The organism is Amycolatopsis sp. NPDC004378, from assembly GCF_053602455.1.
In genome coordinates, this window is record NZ_JBSGDR010000010.1 from 112,860 (window position 1) to 130,044 (window position 17,185).

Annotated in this window: 22 protein-coding genes; 6 read left to right on the forward strand and 16 right to left on the reverse strand. The window is 71.7% G+C overall.

Annotated elements, in window-relative coordinates; all coding sequences use genetic code 11:
• Positions 1-10: 10 nt before the first annotated feature.
• Together ACWEN0_RS27380 and ACWEN0_RS27385 are read right to left on the reverse strand one after the other, a co-directional pair.
• Positions 11-583: a PadR family transcriptional regulator gene (locus ACWEN0_RS27380; RefSeq protein ID WP_451979333.1), complete on the reverse strand. Its 573-nt coding sequence runs from the start codon at positions 581-583 to the stop codon at positions 11-13.
• Between the two features lie 41 nt (positions 584-624).
• On the reverse strand, positions 625-1,053 hold the full coding sequence (locus tag ACWEN0_RS27385) for a MarR family winged helix-turn-helix transcriptional regulator (protein ID WP_451979335.1): 429 nt from the start codon (positions 1,051-1,053) through the stop codon (positions 625-627).
• Positions 1,054-1,106: 53 nt separating this feature from the next.
• Here ACWEN0_RS27385 and ACWEN0_RS27390 point away from each other — a divergent pair, with 53 nt between their 5' ends.
• Positions 1,107-1,433: an antibiotic biosynthesis monooxygenase family protein gene (locus ACWEN0_RS27390; RefSeq protein WP_451979338.1), complete on the forward strand. Its 327-nt coding sequence runs from the start codon at positions 1,107-1,109 to the stop codon at positions 1,431-1,433.
• A 2-nt stretch (positions 1,434-1,435) separates the two neighbouring features.
• On the opposite strand, the gene ACWEN0_RS27395 is transcribed toward ACWEN0_RS27390, so the two are convergent.
• From ACWEN0_RS27395 to ACWEN0_RS27415, 5 genes are all read right to left on the reverse strand, one after another.
• On the reverse strand, positions 1,436-2,236 hold the full coding sequence (locus tag ACWEN0_RS27395; RefSeq protein WP_451979341.1) for a hypothetical protein: 801 nt from the start codon (positions 2,234-2,236) through the stop codon (positions 1,436-1,438).
• A gap of 59 nt (positions 2,237-2,295) precedes the next feature.
• Positions 2,296-3,066 (reverse strand): maleylpyruvate isomerase family mycothiol-dependent enzyme, encoded by a 771-nt coding sequence (locus ACWEN0_RS27400; RefSeq protein ID WP_451979344.1) that lies wholly within the window; start codon positions 3,064-3,066, stop codon positions 2,296-2,298.
• Positions 3,067-3,102: 36 nt separating this feature from the next.
• Positions 3,103-4,332 (reverse strand): RNA polymerase sigma factor, encoded by a 1,230-nt coding sequence (locus tag ACWEN0_RS27405; RefSeq protein WP_451979346.1) that lies wholly within the window; start codon positions 4,330-4,332, stop codon positions 3,103-3,105.
• Positions 4,332-4,727, reverse strand: a complete 396-nt coding sequence (locus ACWEN0_RS27410; RefSeq protein WP_451979349.1) for a YciI family protein — start codon at positions 4,725-4,727, stop codon at positions 4,332-4,334. The genes ACWEN0_RS27405 and ACWEN0_RS27410 overlap by 1 nt, the downstream gene beginning before the upstream one ends.
• Positions 4,728-4,792: 65 nt before the next feature.
• Positions 4,793-5,188 carry an MmcQ/YjbR family DNA-binding protein gene (locus ACWEN0_RS27415; protein WP_451979352.1) on the reverse strand — a complete coding sequence of 132 codons (396 nt, stop codon included), beginning with the start codon at positions 5,186-5,188 and terminating at the stop codon, positions 4,793-4,795.
• Positions 5,189-5,211: 23 nt separating this feature from the next.
• On the opposite strand from ACWEN0_RS27415, the gene ACWEN0_RS27420 reads away from it, so the two are divergent.
• Positions 5,212-6,363, forward strand: coding sequence for an MFS transporter (locus ACWEN0_RS27420; protein WP_451979355.1), 1,152 nt, complete (start codon positions 5,212-5,214; stop codon positions 6,361-6,363).
• On the opposite strand, the gene ACWEN0_RS27425 is transcribed toward ACWEN0_RS27420, so the two are convergent.
• A complete protein-coding gene (locus tag ACWEN0_RS27425) occupies positions 6,353-6,985 on the reverse strand; it encodes a winged helix-turn-helix transcriptional regulator (RefSeq protein ID WP_451979358.1) in 633 nt (210 codons plus the stop codon). The two genes, ACWEN0_RS27420 and ACWEN0_RS27425, sit on opposite strands and share 11 nt — an antisense overlap.
• Positions 6,986-7,045: 60 nt before the next feature.
• On the opposite strand from ACWEN0_RS27425, the gene ACWEN0_RS27430 reads away from it, so the two are divergent.
• The gene (locus ACWEN0_RS27430) at positions 7,046-7,414 is read left to right on the forward strand and encodes a VOC family protein (protein ID WP_451979360.1); all 369 of its coding nucleotides are present in this window, start codon (positions 7,046-7,048) and stop codon (positions 7,412-7,414) included.
• Between the two features lie 10 nt (positions 7,415-7,424).
• On the opposite strand, the gene ACWEN0_RS27435 is transcribed toward ACWEN0_RS27430, so the two are convergent.
• Positions 7,425-7,826, reverse strand: a complete 402-nt coding sequence (locus tag ACWEN0_RS27435; RefSeq protein ID WP_451979363.1) for a winged helix-turn-helix transcriptional regulator — start codon at positions 7,824-7,826, stop codon at positions 7,425-7,427.
• A 98-nt stretch (positions 7,827-7,924) separates the two neighbouring features.
• Here ACWEN0_RS27435 and ACWEN0_RS27440 point away from each other — a divergent pair, with 98 nt between their 5' ends.
• Together ACWEN0_RS27440 and ACWEN0_RS27445 are read left to right on the forward strand one after the other, a co-directional pair.
• Complete coding sequence (locus ACWEN0_RS27440) at positions 7,925-8,761, forward strand: alpha/beta fold hydrolase (RefSeq protein WP_451979366.1); 837 nt, start codon at positions 7,925-7,927, stop codon at positions 8,759-8,761.
• Positions 8,758-9,579, forward strand: a complete 822-nt coding sequence (locus ACWEN0_RS27445) for an MBL fold metallo-hydrolase (RefSeq protein WP_451979369.1) — start codon at positions 8,758-8,760, stop codon at positions 9,577-9,579. The genes ACWEN0_RS27440 and ACWEN0_RS27445 overlap by 4 nt, the downstream gene beginning before the upstream one ends.
• Positions 9,580-9,722: 143 nt before the next feature.
• Here the strand turns inward: ACWEN0_RS27445 and ACWEN0_RS27450 are convergent, their stop codons facing one another.
• The 5 genes from ACWEN0_RS27450 to ACWEN0_RS27470 form a co-directional block, all read right to left on the reverse strand.
• The gene (locus tag ACWEN0_RS27450; RefSeq protein WP_451979372.1) at positions 9,723-10,868 is read right to left on the reverse strand and encodes an RNA polymerase sigma factor; all 1,146 of its coding nucleotides are present in this window, start codon (positions 10,866-10,868) and stop codon (positions 9,723-9,725) included.
• 110 nt (positions 10,869-10,978) lie between these two features.
• On the reverse strand, positions 10,979-11,476 hold the full coding sequence (locus ACWEN0_RS27455; protein WP_451979375.1) for a pyridoxamine 5'-phosphate oxidase family protein: 498 nt from the start codon (positions 11,474-11,476) through the stop codon (positions 10,979-10,981).
• 86 nt (positions 11,477-11,562) lie between these two features.
• Positions 11,563-11,970 (reverse strand): YciI family protein, encoded by a 408-nt coding sequence (locus ACWEN0_RS27460; RefSeq protein WP_451979378.1) that lies wholly within the window; start codon positions 11,968-11,970, stop codon positions 11,563-11,565.
• A 96-nt stretch (positions 11,971-12,066) separates the two neighbouring features.
• Complete coding sequence (locus ACWEN0_RS27465) at positions 12,067-13,173, reverse strand: C40 family peptidase (RefSeq protein ID WP_451979824.1); 1,107 nt, start codon at positions 13,171-13,173, stop codon at positions 12,067-12,069.
• Between the two features lie 29 nt (positions 13,174-13,202).
• A complete protein-coding gene (locus ACWEN0_RS27470) occupies positions 13,203-14,165 on the reverse strand; it encodes a nucleoside hydrolase (protein ID WP_451979381.1) in 963 nt (320 codons plus the stop codon).
• A gap of 52 nt (positions 14,166-14,217) precedes the next feature.
• Here ACWEN0_RS27470 and ACWEN0_RS27475 point away from each other — a divergent pair, with 52 nt between their 5' ends.
• Positions 14,218-14,970 carry an acyltransferase gene (locus tag ACWEN0_RS27475; RefSeq protein ID WP_360468506.1) on the forward strand — a complete coding sequence of 251 codons (753 nt, stop codon included), beginning with the start codon at positions 14,218-14,220 and terminating at the stop codon, positions 14,968-14,970.
• A 4-nt stretch (positions 14,971-14,974) separates the two neighbouring features.
• Here the strand turns inward: ACWEN0_RS27475 and ACWEN0_RS27480 are convergent, their stop codons facing one another.
• Both ACWEN0_RS27480 and ACWEN0_RS27485 read right to left on the reverse strand, forming a co-directional pair.
• Entirely contained in the window at positions 14,975-16,297 is a 1,323-nt protein-coding gene (locus ACWEN0_RS27480; protein WP_451979384.1) for an APC family permease, read from the reverse strand.
• Entirely contained in the window at positions 16,294-17,169 is an 876-nt protein-coding gene (locus ACWEN0_RS27485) for a carbon-nitrogen hydrolase family protein (protein ID WP_451979387.1), read from the reverse strand. The genes ACWEN0_RS27480 and ACWEN0_RS27485 overlap by 4 nt, the downstream gene beginning before the upstream one ends.
• Positions 17,170-17,185: the final 16 nt, after the last annotated feature.

The window sequence follows — 17,185 nt, forward strand, 5'->3', positions numbered from 1 at the left end:
GTTCTTCCCCTCAGAAGTGGTCGGGCCAGGGCAGGGAGCCGGAGCGGATTTCAGCGGCGGTGGCGCGGGCCCACTCGAGCTCCGCCTGCCACGCGTGCCGGACGAACTCGACCTCGATCATGAACAGCCGCGGCGCGCCCTTGCCGACGGTCTCCTCGAGCGCGGTGTTCGCGCCGTCGATGCGGTCGGCGAGGTGGCGCGCGCGTTCCTCCAGCGCGTCGGCGGCGCGTTCGGGGCCGAGCGCGCCCAGGTAGCTCACCGCGGCGACGAACTTCGGGTACTCCGCGACCGGCTCGCGGAGCAGCTCGTCGAGCCAGGCGATGAACTCCTGACGTCCGAGCTCGGTGTGCGCGTAGACGGTCCGCTCCGGCCGGTTGCCCTCCCGGAGCGTTTCGACGGGCTCGATCCAGCGGTGCTTCGCCAGCGACTCCACGGTGTCGTAGAGCGAGCCCGGGTTGATCTTGAAGCTGCTGTCCTTGTAGCGCTCGCGCAGCGTGGACGCCATTTCGTACGGGTGCATCGGGCGTTCCAGCAGCAGGCCCAGCAGGGCCAGCGCGAGGGTGTTGCGGATCTTGCGAGGCAATAGTCGCTCCCTATTAGTCGGAACCGACTATACGGCCTTCGTCAAGCGAGGTTCTCGATGCAGGCGTGCAGGAGGTCGGCGAGGAAACGTCGTTGATCGGCCGACAGGTGACCGAGCATCTCCTGCTCCACCGCCGTCACCACGTCCTCGGCGGCGCGCAGCTTCGCGTGGCCTGGCGCGGTCAACGTCACCGGTCGCGCCCTGCCGGTGCTCGCCTGCTCGGCGACGGCGACCAGGCCGGCCGACCGCAACCCGCCCAGGACGTCCCGCAGTGACTGCCGGGTGACGAACGTGATCCGCGCGAGGTCGCTCGACGACGCGCCGGGGTGGTCGTCGAGTGCACGCAGCACGGCGTACTGCGACATCGACAGCTCCAGGGGGCGCAGGCGATCCGTGCACGCCTGGTGCAGCGCCTGCTGGGCCCGTTTCAGCAGGTAGCCGGGCCGATTGCCGGTGGGGGCTTGACTCATGACAGGAACCTTACACATACTGAGCATGTAAGGAACCTGACATAGGAGGAATCATGGCGACCACGACGATCGACGCCGACGCGAAGCTGACGACCCTGATCAACGTCTTCACCGTCGACCCCGCGCGGCAGCGCGAACTGGTCGACGTCCTGGCCGCGGCGACCGAGGAGGTCATGCGGCACCAGCCGGGCTTCGTCGCGGCGAACATCCACGCCGGCGTCGAGGGCACGCGCGTCGTCAACTACGCGCAGTGGGAGAGCGAGGAGGCGATGCGCGCGATGCTCGGGAACCCGACGTGCCAGGAGCACATGGCGGCCGCCCGCGACCTGGCGACGGCCGAGCCGCACCTGTACACCGTCGAGTCGGTGCACCACATCTGAGATCAGCGCACGTCGAGCGCGGTCACCGCGGAGACGTACCGGCCGCCCTTGACGTCGCCCAGCGGGACGAGCCGTGGCAGGTCCAGCGCCACGCCGTCCTCCACGGTGGACAGCAGGAGCGGACGCCCGCCGGTGCGTTCCTCGGCGAGCGTGACGGCGGCGCCGTAGCCGTCCGAGCCGACCGCGACCACGGCCGTGTCCGCCCGGGCGACCACGCCGGCGATCCGCAGCACCAGTGCCAGCGACGGCCCGGTCTCGGTGCGGGTCTGCTGGCCGGTGCCCGAGCCGAACGACGCGGTCACCGTGTGGGAGGGCAGGTGCGCGAGCAGTGCCGGCGGCAGCGTGACGGTCCGGTGCGCGGTCGTGATCCGCACCGCGCGCTCGGCGGCCGTCGCGGCCGAGACGGCGACGCGCACCTCCCGGACGTCGCGGACGCTGCGGCTGCGGTCCCGGTCGCCGGGCACGACGAGGTCGATGCCGTGGCGGGCGGTCAGCACGGCGGGGTGGTCGCCGAACGACGAATCCAGTTCACCGAGCGCGAAGGTGACCGCCCGGTGCGCCGCCCCGGTCACGGTCAACGTCACGCGCAGGGCGGTGTTCTTCCCGGGCGGCAGCACCGGCGCCGCGGCGGCGACGAGCGTGGTCAGGTCCACGCCCTCGCCCAGCGCCCGCAGCTGCGAAGCGGTGTACGACGCCGGGGTGGCAACGGCGCCGTCGATGGTCACGGTCCGAGCCGACGCGTCCGCCGGGGCGGCGGTGGCCGCCACCAGCGCGGCGGACAGGGCGAGTACGCGGAGCAGCATCCGGCCTCCTTGGGTCCGCATGTGCGGATCAGACGCCGAAGTCTAGCCGTAAGAGCGGGTCAGAACCGTGTGTTCTCTCGCCAATGCCGGAACAGGCCGGCGTTGCCGGAAATCGACAACCGAGGGTCGTCGACGGCGATCCGGCCGGTCAGCGCGAGGAGGAGGTCGGCGGCACGGCCGTCGACGACGACATCGGCGCCGGCGCGCTCGTCCCTCACTTCGACATGCGACGGCGTCCGCCGGGCCAGCCACCCGCGCGCCAGGTCGGTCGCCCGGAACGACAACGTCTCGCCGTCGCCTCGCAGCGACGTCCGGTCAAGCGCCGGGTGCTCGATTCGCGAAAAAACGGCCACGAGGTCGAGGCCCTCGGAGATCCCGTCGGCGGCCAGGTCGGCGTCGACGTCGTACGACGCGCCGGTGGCGAAGGCGGCGTCCGCGCGGTGGACGACGGTTTCGTGCACCAGCCGCCGCGTCCAGAACCCGGCGCGGTGGTCGGGTGTCCAGGTCGACGTCGGCGTCTCCGGGCCGACTTCGGCCACCGCCGCGACGAGCCGCTCCGCGCCGTCGACGAGCCAGCCGCCGAGAGCCGTGAAGGCGGGCGGGTCGTCGACGGTGACCGCGTCGAACGGCACGTACCCGGCCGGCCGGCTCGCGATGATCACGGCGGACTTGTGGTAGGCCAGCCCGACGTGGCAGGCCAGATCGCGCAGCGTCCACTCGGGACACGTCGGGACGCGCACGTCAGGCGCGGCGCCCGCGATCGCCGCGCCGAAGAGCTCCGCCTCGGTCACGAGGGCCTCGGCCAGCCGGTCGTGGCTCAACGACTTCACCTCGCCACGGTAGACCGGATCGCGACGACCGGGCGGTCATGATCGGCTGCCCCGAAGGTCACCTCCGAGGACCTCCCGCAGCCGCGCGGCCCGGGTCAGGAGGTAGCGCTGTTCCGGCGTGTTCGTGGTCCGCGCGGCGGCCGCGTCGTAGTGGCGGACGGCCGCGACGACGTCCCCGGCCAGCTCCAGCAGATGCGCGCGGACGGCGTCAAGCCGGTGCCCGGCCAGCTCGAGGGGCGCCAGCAGGGCGAGCCCGGCGGCGGGCCCGTGCACCATCGCCGTCGCGATCGCGCGGTTGAGCGTCACGACCGGGTTGTCCGAAAGCCGCTCGAGCAGCCGGTAGGTCCGCAGGATCCGGTCCCAGTCGGTGTCTTCGACGCGTGGCGCGACATCGTGCGCGGCGGCGATCGCCGCCTGCAGCCGGTACTCGCCCGCGTCGCCGAGGGCGAGCGCCTCGGTCACCAGCGCGACACCCTCCCGGATCTGCGCGCGGTCCCACTTCGTCCGGTCCTGCTCTGCCAGCGGCACCAGCTCGCCCGACGGCCCGGTGCGCGCCGGGCGCCGCGCGTCGGTGAGCAGCATCAGGGCCAGCAGCCCGGTGACCTCGCCGTCGGCCGGCAGCATCCCGTGCAGCAGCCGGGCCAGCCGGATCGCCTCGCCGGACAGCTCGGTGCGGTGCAGCCGGCGACCCGCGCTGCTCGTGTAGCCCTCGTTGAACACCAGGTAGAGCACGTGCAGCACCGACCGCAGCCGCGCTTCGCGCTCGTCGTCGGCGGGCAGCCGGAACGGCACGTCCGACGCCTTGATCCGCGCCTTCGCGCGGCTGATCCGCTGGGCCATGGTCGCTTCCGGGACCAGGAACGCCCCGGCGATCTCGGCCGTGGTCAGGCCGCCGACCGCGCGCAGCGTCAGCGCGATCGCCGACGCCGGGGTCAGCGCCGGGTGGCAGCAGAGGAACAGCAGCACGAGGGTGTCGTCACGATCCGGGACATCCGCCGGCGGGGGTTCGAGCGCCGCCGCGTCTTCCCGGCGACGCCGCGCCTGGTCACTGCGTCGCTGGTCGGTCAGCCGGTTGACGGCGGCCTGCAGCAACCACCCGCGCGGGTTGTCCGGCAACCCGTCGGACGGCCAATGCCGAGCGGCCCCGAGCAGCGCCTCCTGCACGGCGTCCTCCGCGGCGTCGAAGTCGCGGAAGCGCCGCGCGACGACGCCGAGGACCTGCGGCGCGAGCGTGCGCAGCAGGTCCTCGACGGGTTCGCCGGGCATCAGGCGGGCGCGCTCATCACCTGGCGCACCTCGATCGGCTGCTGGATGGGCACCCCGCCCGGCCCGGGCGCGGCCGACGCCTGCGCCGCGATCTCCAGCGCGCGCTCCTCACCGTCGACGTCGACGACCCAGTAGCCGGCCAGCAGCTCCTTGCCCTCCGGGTATGGCCCATCGGTGACCACGGGGCTGGTCCGGCCGTCGGACACCACCGTCTTCGCCAGGTCGGGCCCGGCCAGACCCTGCGCGTCGACGAGCTCGCCCTTGTCACGCAGCTCGGCGTCGAGCGCCCGCTGGAAGTCGATGTGCGCCCGGATGTCCTCCGGCGGCCATTCGTTCATCGGGAGGTCGCACGCGGTGCCCCCGCTGTAGCTCATCAGCAGCATGTACTTCGCCATGGTCGGCTCCTTCCCGCGCCCCGGCGGCGCGTTCACGGGTGAGGACGGAGACCCGCCCGCGTTCTCTACATCCGTTGCCGGTTTTCGAGCCACGTTTTCGCCAGCCGCTTCGGCGCCCGGCACAACCAGGCTTCGACCAGCACTTCTTCGAGCGTCCCGCCGTCGATCCGGTCGAGCTCGACGAGGATCGCGGGGAAGCCGCGGAAGTGCGGCGTCGTGAAGAAGACGGCCGGGTCGTCGGCGACCAGCGCGTCCTTGACACCGACATCGGGAACGTACGCGCAGAGCACCGGCCCGGCCGGCGCCCGCGCGCCGAGCGCTTCCCGGTCGCCTTTGCGCAGCGGGCGTTCCCAGGCGAAGCCCTTCTTGCCGACCTGCCAGGCCAGGTACCCGCGCGAGCTGTCCTCGCTCACCTCGGGCAGGCCGCGCGCGATCCGGCCGACGTCGTCCCAGCTGGCCACGGCGATCAGGATAATCGCGAACTGTGACTGGGGAACTGAAACGCGCGCGCCTGGGGGTATCCGTCGTCTTCGCCGTGTGCGGCGCGGCATTCGCGACCTGGCTGGCCCGCGTGCCGGCGGTGCAGGACCAACTGGGGCTGACCACGGGCGAGCTGGCGACCGGGCTCTTCGGGCTCGCGGCCGGGTCGGTGGTGGCGCTGCTGGGCGCGGGAGCGCTGCTCACCCGGATCGGCAGCCGGGCGGCGGTCGTGCTCGGCGCGGTCGTGCTGTGCGGCGGCCTGCCGCTGGTCGCGTTCGCCTGGTCCGCGCCGGTCTTCGTGGCCGCACTCGTGGTGCTCGGAGTGGGCAACAGCCTCCTCGACGTCGCGATGAACGCGCACGCGGCCCGCGTCGAGGAGGGCTACGGACGCCCGATCTTCGCCGGCTTCCACGCGTTCTGGAACATCGGCGGCCTCGCCGGCTCCGGCGTCGACGCGCTGATGGAGGCCCTGCACATCCCGGTGTCGGTGCACTTCCCGGTCGCGGGCGCGGTGCTGCTCGCGTTCGCGCTCTGGGGCCGGGCGCTCTTCTTGTCGGGAGCCGACCGCGGCCAGGACGAGACGGCGTTCGCGTGGCCGAGCCGCGCGCTGGTGCCGCTGGGCGTGATCGCGTTCTGCGGGTTCGTCGCCGAGGGCGCGGTCAACAGCTGGAGCGCGGTGTACCTCGCCGACGTCACCGGCGCGACGACCGCACTCGCCTCGCTGGGTTACTTCGCGTTCTCGGGGACGATGATCGCGGTCCGCCTGGTCGCCGACCGCATCGTCGCGCGCACCGGCGCGGTCCGGTTCGTCCGCGTGGCGACCACGGTCGCCGTGCTGGGCTTCGCCGTGGTCCTTTTCGCGCCATGGCCGGTGGCGGGCATCGCCGGGTTCGCGGTGGTCGGGCTCGGCGTGGCCGGGATCGTGCCGATCGCGTGGAGCGTGGCGAGCCGGAAGCAGGCGGACGCGCCGGGCAAGGCGGTCGCGGCCGTCGCGGCGTGCGGCTACCTGGGCTTCCTGGTGGAGCCGGTCCTGGTCGGCGCACTGGCCACGCGGATCGGCCTGCACTGGGCACTGTCGTCGGCGGTCGTGGTGACGTTCGGGATCCTGTTCCTCGCGCCGTCGCTGCGGGTGCGGGAGCCATCGCTCACGCGCTGACCCGCTCCCGAAGCAGCCGCCGGACGGCCGCCAGGTCGCCCTCGACGGTCATCAGTTCGGCGCCGATCGCGACATCGAGGTCCGACGGCGTTTCGAGCAGCGCGTTCAACGTCGGCGGGTCGGTCCGGACGGTGGCATCCGGCGCGGCGGGCGCACCCGGCTCGACGGTCAGCCGGCCCGGCTCGGTGCGGACGGTCCACACGCGGCTGTCCAGTTCGAGCCGGTAGCACGCGGTGCCGCGCGGCCGGGCCGAGCCGCGCAGGAAGAGCAACATCGACGTCGTGCCGAGCGTCGCGTCCCGGGGGAGTGGCACGCGGGCGCCCCACGCGCCGAGCGCGAGCACGACCGGCTCCAGCTCACGGCCCCACTCGGTCAGCTCGTAGACCGTCGACCCCGCCGGCGGCGGCAGCTTCCGGCGGGCCACGACGCCGTGGCCCTCGAGCTCGCGTAGTCGATCGGTGACCAAATTCGTGCTGGCGCCCGGCAGCGCGCGCCGGACGTCGGAAAACCGCTGCGGCCCGAACAGCAGCTCGCGCACCACGAGCAGCGCCCAGCGCTCCCCGACGACGTCCAGCGCCCGGGCGGTGGCGCAGGCGTCCCCATAGCTCCGGCTCGTCGGCATGGAGCAACTTTACAACTCAGCAGTTGTTTTTAACAACCAGTGCGGCGTACGGTGGCCGCCATGGGCAATCCGGTCGTGCACTTCGAAATCATCGGCACCGGCCCGGCGCGGCTGCGCGAGTACTACGGCGAGCTGTTCGGCTGGGAATACGACACGTCGGGGCCGGTCTCGGACCAGGTCTCGGAAGCGGGCAACTACGGCTTCGTCGAATCGGAGACCATCCCGGGCGGCGTCGGCGGCGGCGCGAAGTACGAGAGCCGGACACTGTTCTACGTGGGCGTCCCGGACGTCGCGGCGGCGCTGGCGGAGGCGGAACGCCTCGGCGGCACTCGCCGGATGGGCCCGTCCCGCGCGCCCGGACGGGACTTGGTGGTCGCCCACTTCACCGACCCGGAGGGCAACCTGATCGGCCTCGCCGGGCCCGCCTGAGTCCGTCCGTTCAGGGCACCTGACCTGCCTCGGTCGTGAGGGATGGTCGATCTTCGGCAATGGCCCGGTCGATGGCCGCCATGTTCTCCTCGGCCCAGTTCCGCAGCGCCGCCAGCGGAACTTCCAGCGACAGACCGAGGTCGGTGAGCCGGTAGTGCACCTTCGGCGGCACCGTCGGCTCGACGCGGCGCGCGACCAGGCCGTCGCGGGTCAGCGAGCGCAGTGTCACCGACAGCATCTTCTGCGAGACGCCCGGCATCCGCCGTTGCAGCTCGGCGAACCGCACCTCCCGCGGGTCGGCCTCGGCCAGCACCTTGACCACCATCGACGTCCACTTCGTGCCGATCCGGTCGAGCAGCCGGCGCGTCGGGCACGCCGGGTCGAAGAGGTCGCCGCGCGGGGAGGGGGTCACCTGGGGCTCACCACCTGTCGGGAAAGTGCCGTCTTGGCCACGGCCTGGGAGTTACTTACGGTTTTCTGGTAACCAATGGTAACCACCCAGGGAGAGACATGCTGCGGGTGAACGGCATCGAAGTCGGCGTCACGGTCACCGGGGAGGGGCCCGCGGTCCTGTTGCTGCACGGCTTCCCCCACACCCGCCGGCTTTGGGACGAGGTCGTCCCGCACCTGGCCGCCCACCACCGGGTCATCGCGCCGGACCTGCGCGGGCTCGGCTCGACGTCGCGGCCGGCCGACGGCTACGACGCGGGCACGCTCGCCGCCGACGCCGAGGCACTCCTCGACGCGCTGGGCGAACCGATGGCGGCCGTGGTCGGTATCGACGCGGGCGCGCCGCCCGCGTTCCTGCTGGCCATGCGACGTCCCGAGCGGGTCCGGCGGCTCGTCGTCATGGAGTTGCTGCTGGGCCGCCTCCCGGGCGCCGAAGGCTTCGGCCCGCCGTGGTGGTTCGGCTTCCACGCCGTCCCGGACCTCGCCGAAACCGTTCTGGTCGGCCACGAAGACGTCTACATCGACTGGTTCCTCGACGCCGGCACGCGGGGCCGCGGGGTGCCGCGCGAGATCCGCGACCACTTCGTCGCCGCGTACACCGGACGCGACGCCCTGCGCGCCGCGTTCGCCTACTACCGCGCCATGCCCGACAGTGCCCGCCAGATCGAAGACGCCGTCGCGACCGTCCGCCTCGAGGTCCCCACGATGGCGATCGGCGCCCACCCGGTGGGCGACACCTTGGCCCGCCAGCTGCGGCCCTTCGCCGACGACCTCGTGGCCCACGTCGTCGACGACTGCGGCCACATCATCCCGCTCGACCGGCCGGACGTGCTGGTGGCGCTGCTGCAGCCGTTCCTTGACCTCGACCGTGCTGGAGCTTCGAAACTGGCGCCATGACGATCTGGATCTGTGGCACCTGCGGGGTCGAGCACCCCGACACCGACCGGCCCCCGGCCGGCGTCTGTGTCATCTGCGCGGACGAACGCCAGTGGGTGCCCGCCTCGGGCCAGGTGTGGACGACGCTGGAGAAGTTGTCGGCCGACGCCCACGAAGTGGTGCACGAGGAGTTGGAGCCGGGCCTGCACCGGTTCCACCGGGAACCCTCGTTCGGCATCGGCCAGCGGACGCACCTGGTCCTGACGTCCGCGGGCAACCTGCTGTGGGACCCGCCGAACCACCTGGACGCAAAGCTGGCATCCCGGATCGACGAACTCGGCGGCGCGGCGGTGATCGTGGCGAGCCACCCGCACATGTACGGCTCGCAGGTCAGCTGGAGCCACCGGCTCGGCCGCGTCCCGGTGCTGGTCCACACGGCCGACCGCCGGTGGGTACGCCGCGAGGACCCGGTGATCCGCGAGTGGATGGGCACCGAGGAGGTCCTGCCCGGGGTGACGCTCGTCGAGGCGGGTGGCCACTTCCCCGGCGCGGCGGTGGCCCACATCGCGAACGACACCGGCGGCGTCCTGCTGGTGGGGGACACGCTGGTGCCGGTGGCCGCGACCGGCTGGGTGACGTTCATGCGCAGCTACCCCAACCAGATCCCGCTGTCGCCGGCCCTCGTGCAGCGCATCGTGGACCGCCTCGAGCCGTACGAGTTCGACCGCCTCTACGGCCTGCTGGGCGGCAAGGTGATCGGTGACGCCAAGGGCGCGGTCCGCCGCTCGGCGGAGCGCTACATCGCCTGGGCCAGCGGGGCGAACGACCACCTCGGCTGACGCTCCCGGACCGCGGGCTGGTCGATCAAGCGGCGTTCGTGCAGTTAGGCGCTGGGTCGGGACGGTTGGCCGCAGCGAGACCACGGACCGATGGCAGCCGTCAGTGAATCCGGTGCGCGCTGAGCCGGGACGGTTGGCCGCCGTCAGCCATTCCGCTGCGCGTTGAGCCGTGCTGCCTGCCGGGTCAGGTGGTCGCGCTCGGCGACATTGGCCGCCTTCCCCGCCGCCTCCGCGTACAAGCGGGCCGCCGTCGCCAGGTCGCCGTCGCGCTCGTGCAAATACGCCGCCGCCGCGGTGTGCCGGGGCAGCGTGTCGTCCAGTTCCGCGAGGGCGGCAAGCCCAGCACGTGGGCCGTCGGCCTCGCCGAGCGCCACCGCACGGTTGAGCCGGACGACGGGGCTGTCGGTCAGCCTCGCCAGCTCGTCGTACCACTCGACGATCTGCACCCAGTCGGTCTCCCCGGCGGTCGGCGCGTCGGCGTGCAGGGCCGCGATGGCGGCCTGGGCCTGGAACTCGCCCAGCCGGTCGCGAGCCAACGCCGCCTGCAGGATCTCGACGCCCTCGGCGATCGCCGCGGTGTCCCACCGGCTCCGGTCCTGCTCGGCGAGCGGCACCAGACTCCCGTCGGGCGCGGTCCGGCTCGCCTGCCGGGCGTGGTGCAGCAGCATCAGGGCGAGCAGGCCCGCGACCTCGGGGTGGTCGATCGCCGCCGAAAGCTGCCGGGTGAGGCGGATGGCCTCGGCGGAGAGGTCGAGGTCGCCGGAGTAGCCCTCGTTGAAGACCAGGTACAGCACGCGCAGCACGGTGGCGACGTCGCCGGGCTGGTCGAAGCGCACCTGCGCGACGGTGCGCTTGGCCCGGCTGATGCGCTGGCCCATGGTCGTTTCGGGGACCAGGTAGGCCTGCGCGATCTGCCGCGTGGTCAGCCCGCCGACGGCGCGCAGGGTGAGCGCGACCGCCGACGACGGGGAAAGCGACGGGTGCGCGCACAGGAAGTAGAGCTGCAGCGTGTCGTCCACTGTGGACGCGGGCCCGGGCGCCGGCTCGACGTCGACGAGGTCCTCACGCCGTCGCCGGGCGCCCTCGGAGCGCGTCACGTCGAGGAACTTGCGCCAGGCGACCGTGACCAGCCAGCCCTTCGGGTCACGCGGCGGGTCAGCCGGCCAGACGCGCAGCGCCTCGACGAGCGCGTCCTGCACGGCGTCCTCGGCCGACGCGAAGTCGGCCCCGCGCCGGACGAGGATCCCGAGGACGTCCGGCGTGAGACTCCGCAGCAGCGTCTCGTCCACGCCTCACCCGACCGTTTCGGCGAGCTCGACGACGAGCGGACGCAGCCGCTCGAGGCAGCCGTGGCCGTCGTCCGCCAGGCCGAGCAGTGCACCCATCGTGTGTCCCCTTCTCAAGCGTGCTGACGCTCTTCGCGGCGCTGCATCAGCTCCTCGACCGCGGTGGGCAGGGTCGTCTCGAAGTCGATCAGCTTGGCCCAGGTCGGGGTGACCACGATCCGGACCATGCCGTCGTAGAGCGACCGCACGCCGGCCTCCCACTCCACCCGCTGCTGGGGCGTCATCTCGTAGGTGCCGTTGAACTGCAGGTACTCGTCCGGGATGCCGTCGACGACGTCCAGTTCGGCCCGCCCGCGGAGGAGCAGGATCTTCGGCGGGTGGACCTCGGTGTCGATCGTCAGGGCGACCGCGGGGTTGCGGCGCAGCGCAGGCAGCTTGGCCGCGTTCTTGGCGGTGCACATGACGATCTGCGTGCCGTTCCAGGTGAACCCGATCGGGATCGAGCGGGGTGTGCCGTCGAGCGCGGTGTAGGCCAGCCGGGTCAGGTCCCGGGCCAGCAGTTCCCGGCTGTACGGGCGGTTCAGGATCTCGTCGAGCGTGCGCTGTTCCATGGTGGTCTCCTCGTCGGATCGGCGGTGCTTCGAGCCGGGGACGAAGCCAGGAGCGCCTTCTCGACACGGCCGGAACATGACCTGGGTCACTCGGTGATCGTGGGCGCCGAGCCGAAGAACGGCCGCAGTTCGAGCCACTCGTGGATCGGCTTCCCGCCCGCGCCGGGAGCAGCCGAAAGCTCCGCGGCCAGCTCCAGGGCCCGCTCGTAGCTGTCGACATCGATCACCGTCCAGCCGGCGATGAGGTCCTTGGTCTCGGCGAACGGGCCGTCGGTGACCGGCGGGCGTCCCTCGCCGTCGAAACGCACGAACGTCCCGCCGGGGGCGAGCGCCTGGTGCTCGACGAACTCGCCGGTCTCCTCCAGCCGCTTCCCGAAGTCCTCCATGTACTTGACGTGCGCGGAGATCTCCTCGGGCGTCCACTCGCTCATGGGCGTGTCGTTCACCGAAGCCGGCGCGCCGCGGTAGTGCTTCAGCAGCAGGTACTTGGCCATCGTTGCTCTCCTCGGTACGGCTGCGGCCCATCCTGGCCGCGTTCGTGCCGGGGACGCAGCCGATCACGCGTTCTCGACATCGCCGGCCGGGAAATTTCAGGCGGTCGGACGACCCGCGCCCGCGTAGTCGTCGCCGTCCTTGCGGTACGAGTGGACCTGGACCGCCTGGCCGGTCTGCGGTGCGTCGATCATCTGCTGGTTGCCGATGTAGAGCCCGACGTGGTGGATCTTCGTCGCGGGCTCGCCGTAGAAGATGAGGTCGCCGAGCTGGGGATCAGTCACGTGTTGCACGCTGCGGAACTGTGTGTCGGCGGTGCGCATCAGCTTGATCCCGGCGCTCGCGTACGCCGCGGTCGTCAGGCCGGAGCAGTCGAAGCCCGGGTCGTTGCCGCCGGTGCCGTTGCCGCCCCAGATGTAGGGCAGTCCGATCTTGTCGATGGCGAAGTCGACCGCGCTCAGCACCGCCGGGTTCGGCGCCGCCGTGCCCTGGCCGACCGTGCCGTAGACGTTCACCGTGGCCAGCGTCCGGTGCAGGAACAGCGGCGCCGGCTGCAGCTTCGCGACCGCGTCCCACCACGGCTGGCCCTGTGACAGATCGGTGCCGCCGTCGCACAGCGCGCGACCCGTGGTCAGTGCGGCGTCGTCGATGTTCTGGATATCGGGCTTCCCAGCACCCGACGCGCTCGCCTGGTACTTCGCCCAGATCGCCGGGGCCAGCTGCATCGGCCCGGCGGCGTTGGCCGTCGAGACGACCTTGTCGTAGAAGTCGCGCACCTCGATCGTGCCCAGCGGCTTGTCCAGGACGCCCGTGGTGCCGAACTGCCCGCCCCGCGCGCGCCCGTGGTCCGTGGTCACTTTTCCGACTGCGGCCAGCGTCACCCACGACAGGTGGCAGCCCGGGAGGTCCTTGCTCAGCTTCGTCGTCGCCTTCGCGTAGCCGACCATCGCGCGCAGCGGGACGTCGAGCCACTGGCTGGTCTTGGACGCCCAGGCGTCGAATTCGCTCGCCGCCGGCACCTTCGGCGGCGTCGAGGTCTGCGGGGTCGTCCTCGGTGGCGTGGACGTCGCCTGGGTGACCGTCGCGGCGGCGTTCGTCGTCTCTTCGTGCTTGGGCGCGAGCTGGACGCCGACCACGAGCGCGGCGGCGACCACGACCACCGCGGCCACCACGACGGTGGTTCTCCGGCGACGCGGTTCGGGCATCTCCTCCGGCGTGACGTCGGGCTCTTCGCTCACCGCGCGGCTCCGGTCAGGCGGTCGAGGACGAAGCCGCGCAGGCCGTCGAGGTCGGTGTCCATGGCGACCTCGATCGGGCGGCCGGGCGAGAACTGCGGATCGTCTTCGCCCAGTCGTCGCCGGTCGACCAGCGTCTGCCCGCGCGCCGGGCCGAGCCCGCAGTCGACGTCGACGCGGTAGGTCTCGGTGTGCAGGATCCCCGGCGAGATCGCCTCCGCGACCGCGACCGCGTCGTGCATGACCATCCGGTCCTCGCCGAACACGCGCGTGTAGTGCTGCCGGTAGGTGGAGGTGAGACCTTCGAGGGTCGAGCCGATCGGCCCCGACGCGGCGAGCTTCGCCAGCCAGTCGGCGTCGACGGCGCAGCGGTGCGTGAGATCGAGGGGCACCAGCACGACCGGGACGTCCTCCTCGACCAGCACGCGGCGCGCCGCCTCGGGGTCGCTCCAGATGTTGAACTCGGCGGCGGTGGTGCTGTTGCCGAACGTCACGCCGCCGCCCATGATCACCAGCCGCGCGATCTTCTCCGCCGCGCCCGGGTGTGCCGCCAGCAGCGCGGCGATGTTGGTCAGCGGCCCGATCGGCGCGATGGTCACCGGATCATCCGACGATTCGAGAAGGTCCAGCATCAGGCGGACGGCGTCGCGTTCGTCCTGGGGCCGGCTCGCCTCGGGCAGGGTGTAAGAGTGGCCCGACAGGCCGTCGCCGCCGTGGACCTCCTTCGCGTCACGCGGCTTCGAGTAGACGAGCGGGCGGCTCGCGCCGGCCGCGACGGGCACGTCGGTGCGACCGAAGAGCTCCAGCAGCCGACGCGCGTTGGAGGTGGTCCGGTCGAGGGGGACGTTGCCGAACACCGCCGTGACGCCGAGCAGGTCGACGTCCGGGGACAGCGCCGCCAGCGCGATCGCCAGCGCGTCGTCGACGCCCGGGTCGGTGTCGATGATCAGCTTCGTGCCCATCCAGCTCCCCTTGCCTGTGAACCCGTCCCGCACACAGGTTACGGTCACGGGCATGACGTCGATGTGGGGTGCGCCCGCGCTGTCGCGGGTGCGGGCCTGGCGCCGCGCCCGGCGCGACCCGCGGCAGGCGAAGTTCCTGACCGCCGACTCGCTGCGCTGGGTGCTGCGCAACCGCGCGTACACGCCCTGGTACCTGGTCCGGTACTACCGGCTGCTCAAGTTCCGGCTCGCCAACCCGCACATCATCCTGCGCGGGATGCTCTTCCTCGGCAAGGACGTCGAGATCCACTGCCGCCCCGGCTACGGACGGCTGGAGATCGGCCGCTGGGTCCACATCGGCGACGGCAACGCGATCCGCTGCCACGAGGGTTCGCTGCGGATCGGCGACAAGTCCGTTTTCGGCCGCCAGAACGTGATCAACTGCTACCTCGACATCGAGCTCGGCGCGGCCACGCTGGTCGCCGACTGGGTGTACATCTGTGACTTCGACCACGTCATCGCGGACATCCATGTCCCGATCAAGGACCAGGGGATCGTGAAGTCCCCGGTCCGCATCGGGCCGGACACCTGGCTGGGCACGAAGGTCAGCGTCCTGAAGGGCACGCGCATCGGCCGCGGCTCGGTGCTGGGCGCGCACGCGGTCGTCCGTGGTGACATCCCGGACTACTCGATCGCGGTCGGCGCGCCGGCCCGCGTGGTGCGTAACCGCGAAGAGGACTACGCGGCTGACGCGGCGCGTCGCGAGGCCGTCGCCGACATGGCGCGGAAGGCGAACAAGGCGCTGCAGAAGACCCTCGAGCAGTAGCCGCCTACTCCTCGAAGGTCATCTCCGGCGGCGGCCGCCGGAAGCCGCGGGTGATCGCCGCCAGGACGACGATGCCGATCGCCAGCCAGACCAGGCCGAAGATCAGCGCGATGCCGTCGAGGTTGACCAGTAGCCAAACATCGACCACGGCACCGATCACCGGGAAGACCACCCAGGTCAGGACGCGTTTCCCGGTCCGGTCGCGCAGCCACGTCGCGAGCACGCTGACGTTGACGAACGTGAACGCGGTGAAGGCGCCGAAGTTGATGAACGACGTCGACGTGCTGACGTCCAGGCTCAGCGCGACCAGCCCGACGAGCCCGGTCAGGACGATGCCGAACACCGGCGTCGCGAACCGCGGCTGCAGTTTGCCGAAAATCCGCGGCAGCACCCCGTCGCGACCCATCGCGAACATCAGCCGCGACGCGCTCGCCTGCGCGGCGATCCCGGACGCGAACTGCGCGACGACCAAACCGGCGAGGAAGAACGACGCGAAGAGGTTGCCGCCGATCGTCGTCGCGATTTCGAACGCGGCGGACGACTCGTCGGTGAACGCGCTTCCCGGGTGGGCGAGCTGGGTGAAGTAGGCGAGCACGATGAAGATGCCGCCGCCGATCAGCGCGGTCAGCAGGATGGCGCGCGGGATCGTCTTGCGCGGCTCGGTCGTCTCCTCGGTCAACGTCGTCACGGCGTCGAAGCCGAGGAAGGAGTACGTCGCGAGCGCGGCGCCGCCGGAGATCGTGCCCAGCGTGCTGCCGGTGTGGAAGAACGGTTGCGTGCTCGCCAGCGAGCCGCCGACGTGCAGCACTTGCTTGATCGACAACACGACGAAGAAGCCGATCACGAGCAGCTGGAACGCCATGAGCACGAAGTTGGCCTTCTCGGCGATCTTGATGCCGAGCACGTTGAGGATCGTCGTCAACGCGATGAAAGTGATCAACCAGAGCCAATTGGGCACGGCCGGGAATTCGGCCGAGAGATAGGCGCCGCCGATCAGCCAGATCACCATCGGCAGGAAGAAGTAGTCGAGCAGCACCGCCCACCCGACGAGGAAGCCGGCGCGCGCGTCGACCGCTTTCCGGACATAGGTGTAGGCGGAGCCGGCGACGGGGTGGGTGGCGGCCATCTTCCCGTAGCTCGCCGCCGTGAACAGCATGGCGACCAGAGCGAGCAGGTACGCCGACGGCACGGTGCCCTTGGTCGTGGTCGCGACGATGCCGAAAGTGCCGAGCACGATCAGCGGGGCCATGTAGGCGAGCCCGAACAGGACGACGCCGGGCAGCCCGAGCCGGCGCTGCAGAGCGGGGGCTGCGGCCGTGGTGGTCATCGGTCGTCTCCTTCTCGTGGCCGCCAGCGGTCCGGCTCGATCCGGCCCTGGTAGAGCGGCAGGTCCAGGGGCGCGTCATCGGGGGTGAACTGCGCCCACATGCGGTTGGTGCCCGCGGTGCCGTCGCGCCGAACGCGCGCCACCTGGTCGAGGTCGATCGTCCGGCTGAGGACACCCTGGTCGTTTCCCGGCAACGCGCCGAGGACGTCGCCTTCGGGCCCGACGAGCAGGCTGTCACCCATGCCGAGCGGCCCGGCCGTGTTCACGCTGGCGACGAAGACCTGGTTGACGATGGCGTTCGCCCGGGCGAGGACGAGCTCCTGGGCACGGTCGGGGGTCGTGGTCTGCACGGGGTTGAGCACGAGCTCGGCGCCCATCCAGGCGAGGTGCCGGGTCACCTCGGGGAACCAGGCGTCGTAGCAGATGGAGAACCCGACGCGGCCGGCGTCGGCCAGGTCGGCGACGACGAACCGGTCACCGGGGTCGTACGGCTCGTGCGGTCGCCACGGGAAGACCTTGCGGTACCAGCCGGCCAGCTCGCCTCGCGGCGAAAAGACCAGGGCGGTGTTGAACAGCTCGCCGTGGTCGCCTTCTTCGCAAACGGTGCCCGGCGCGAGCCAGATGCCCAGGTCGCCGGCCAGCTCGCCGAGTTCCTTGGTTCGTTTTCCGGCCAACGGCTGAGCGGCGGCCTGGAGCTGCTCGGTGCGTTCGTCGCCTTCGCCGTCGACGCCGCAGAGATGCAGCTCCGGAAAGGCGGCCAGGCGCGTGTCCGGAAATCGGCGAAGGACGTCCTCGACCTCGCCGGCGAACCCGCCGTCCCCGACGGGCCGGGGCGGCGCTTGCACCAGGGCGATCGGCAGAGGGCGCGGCATGGACGAAAAATAGTCC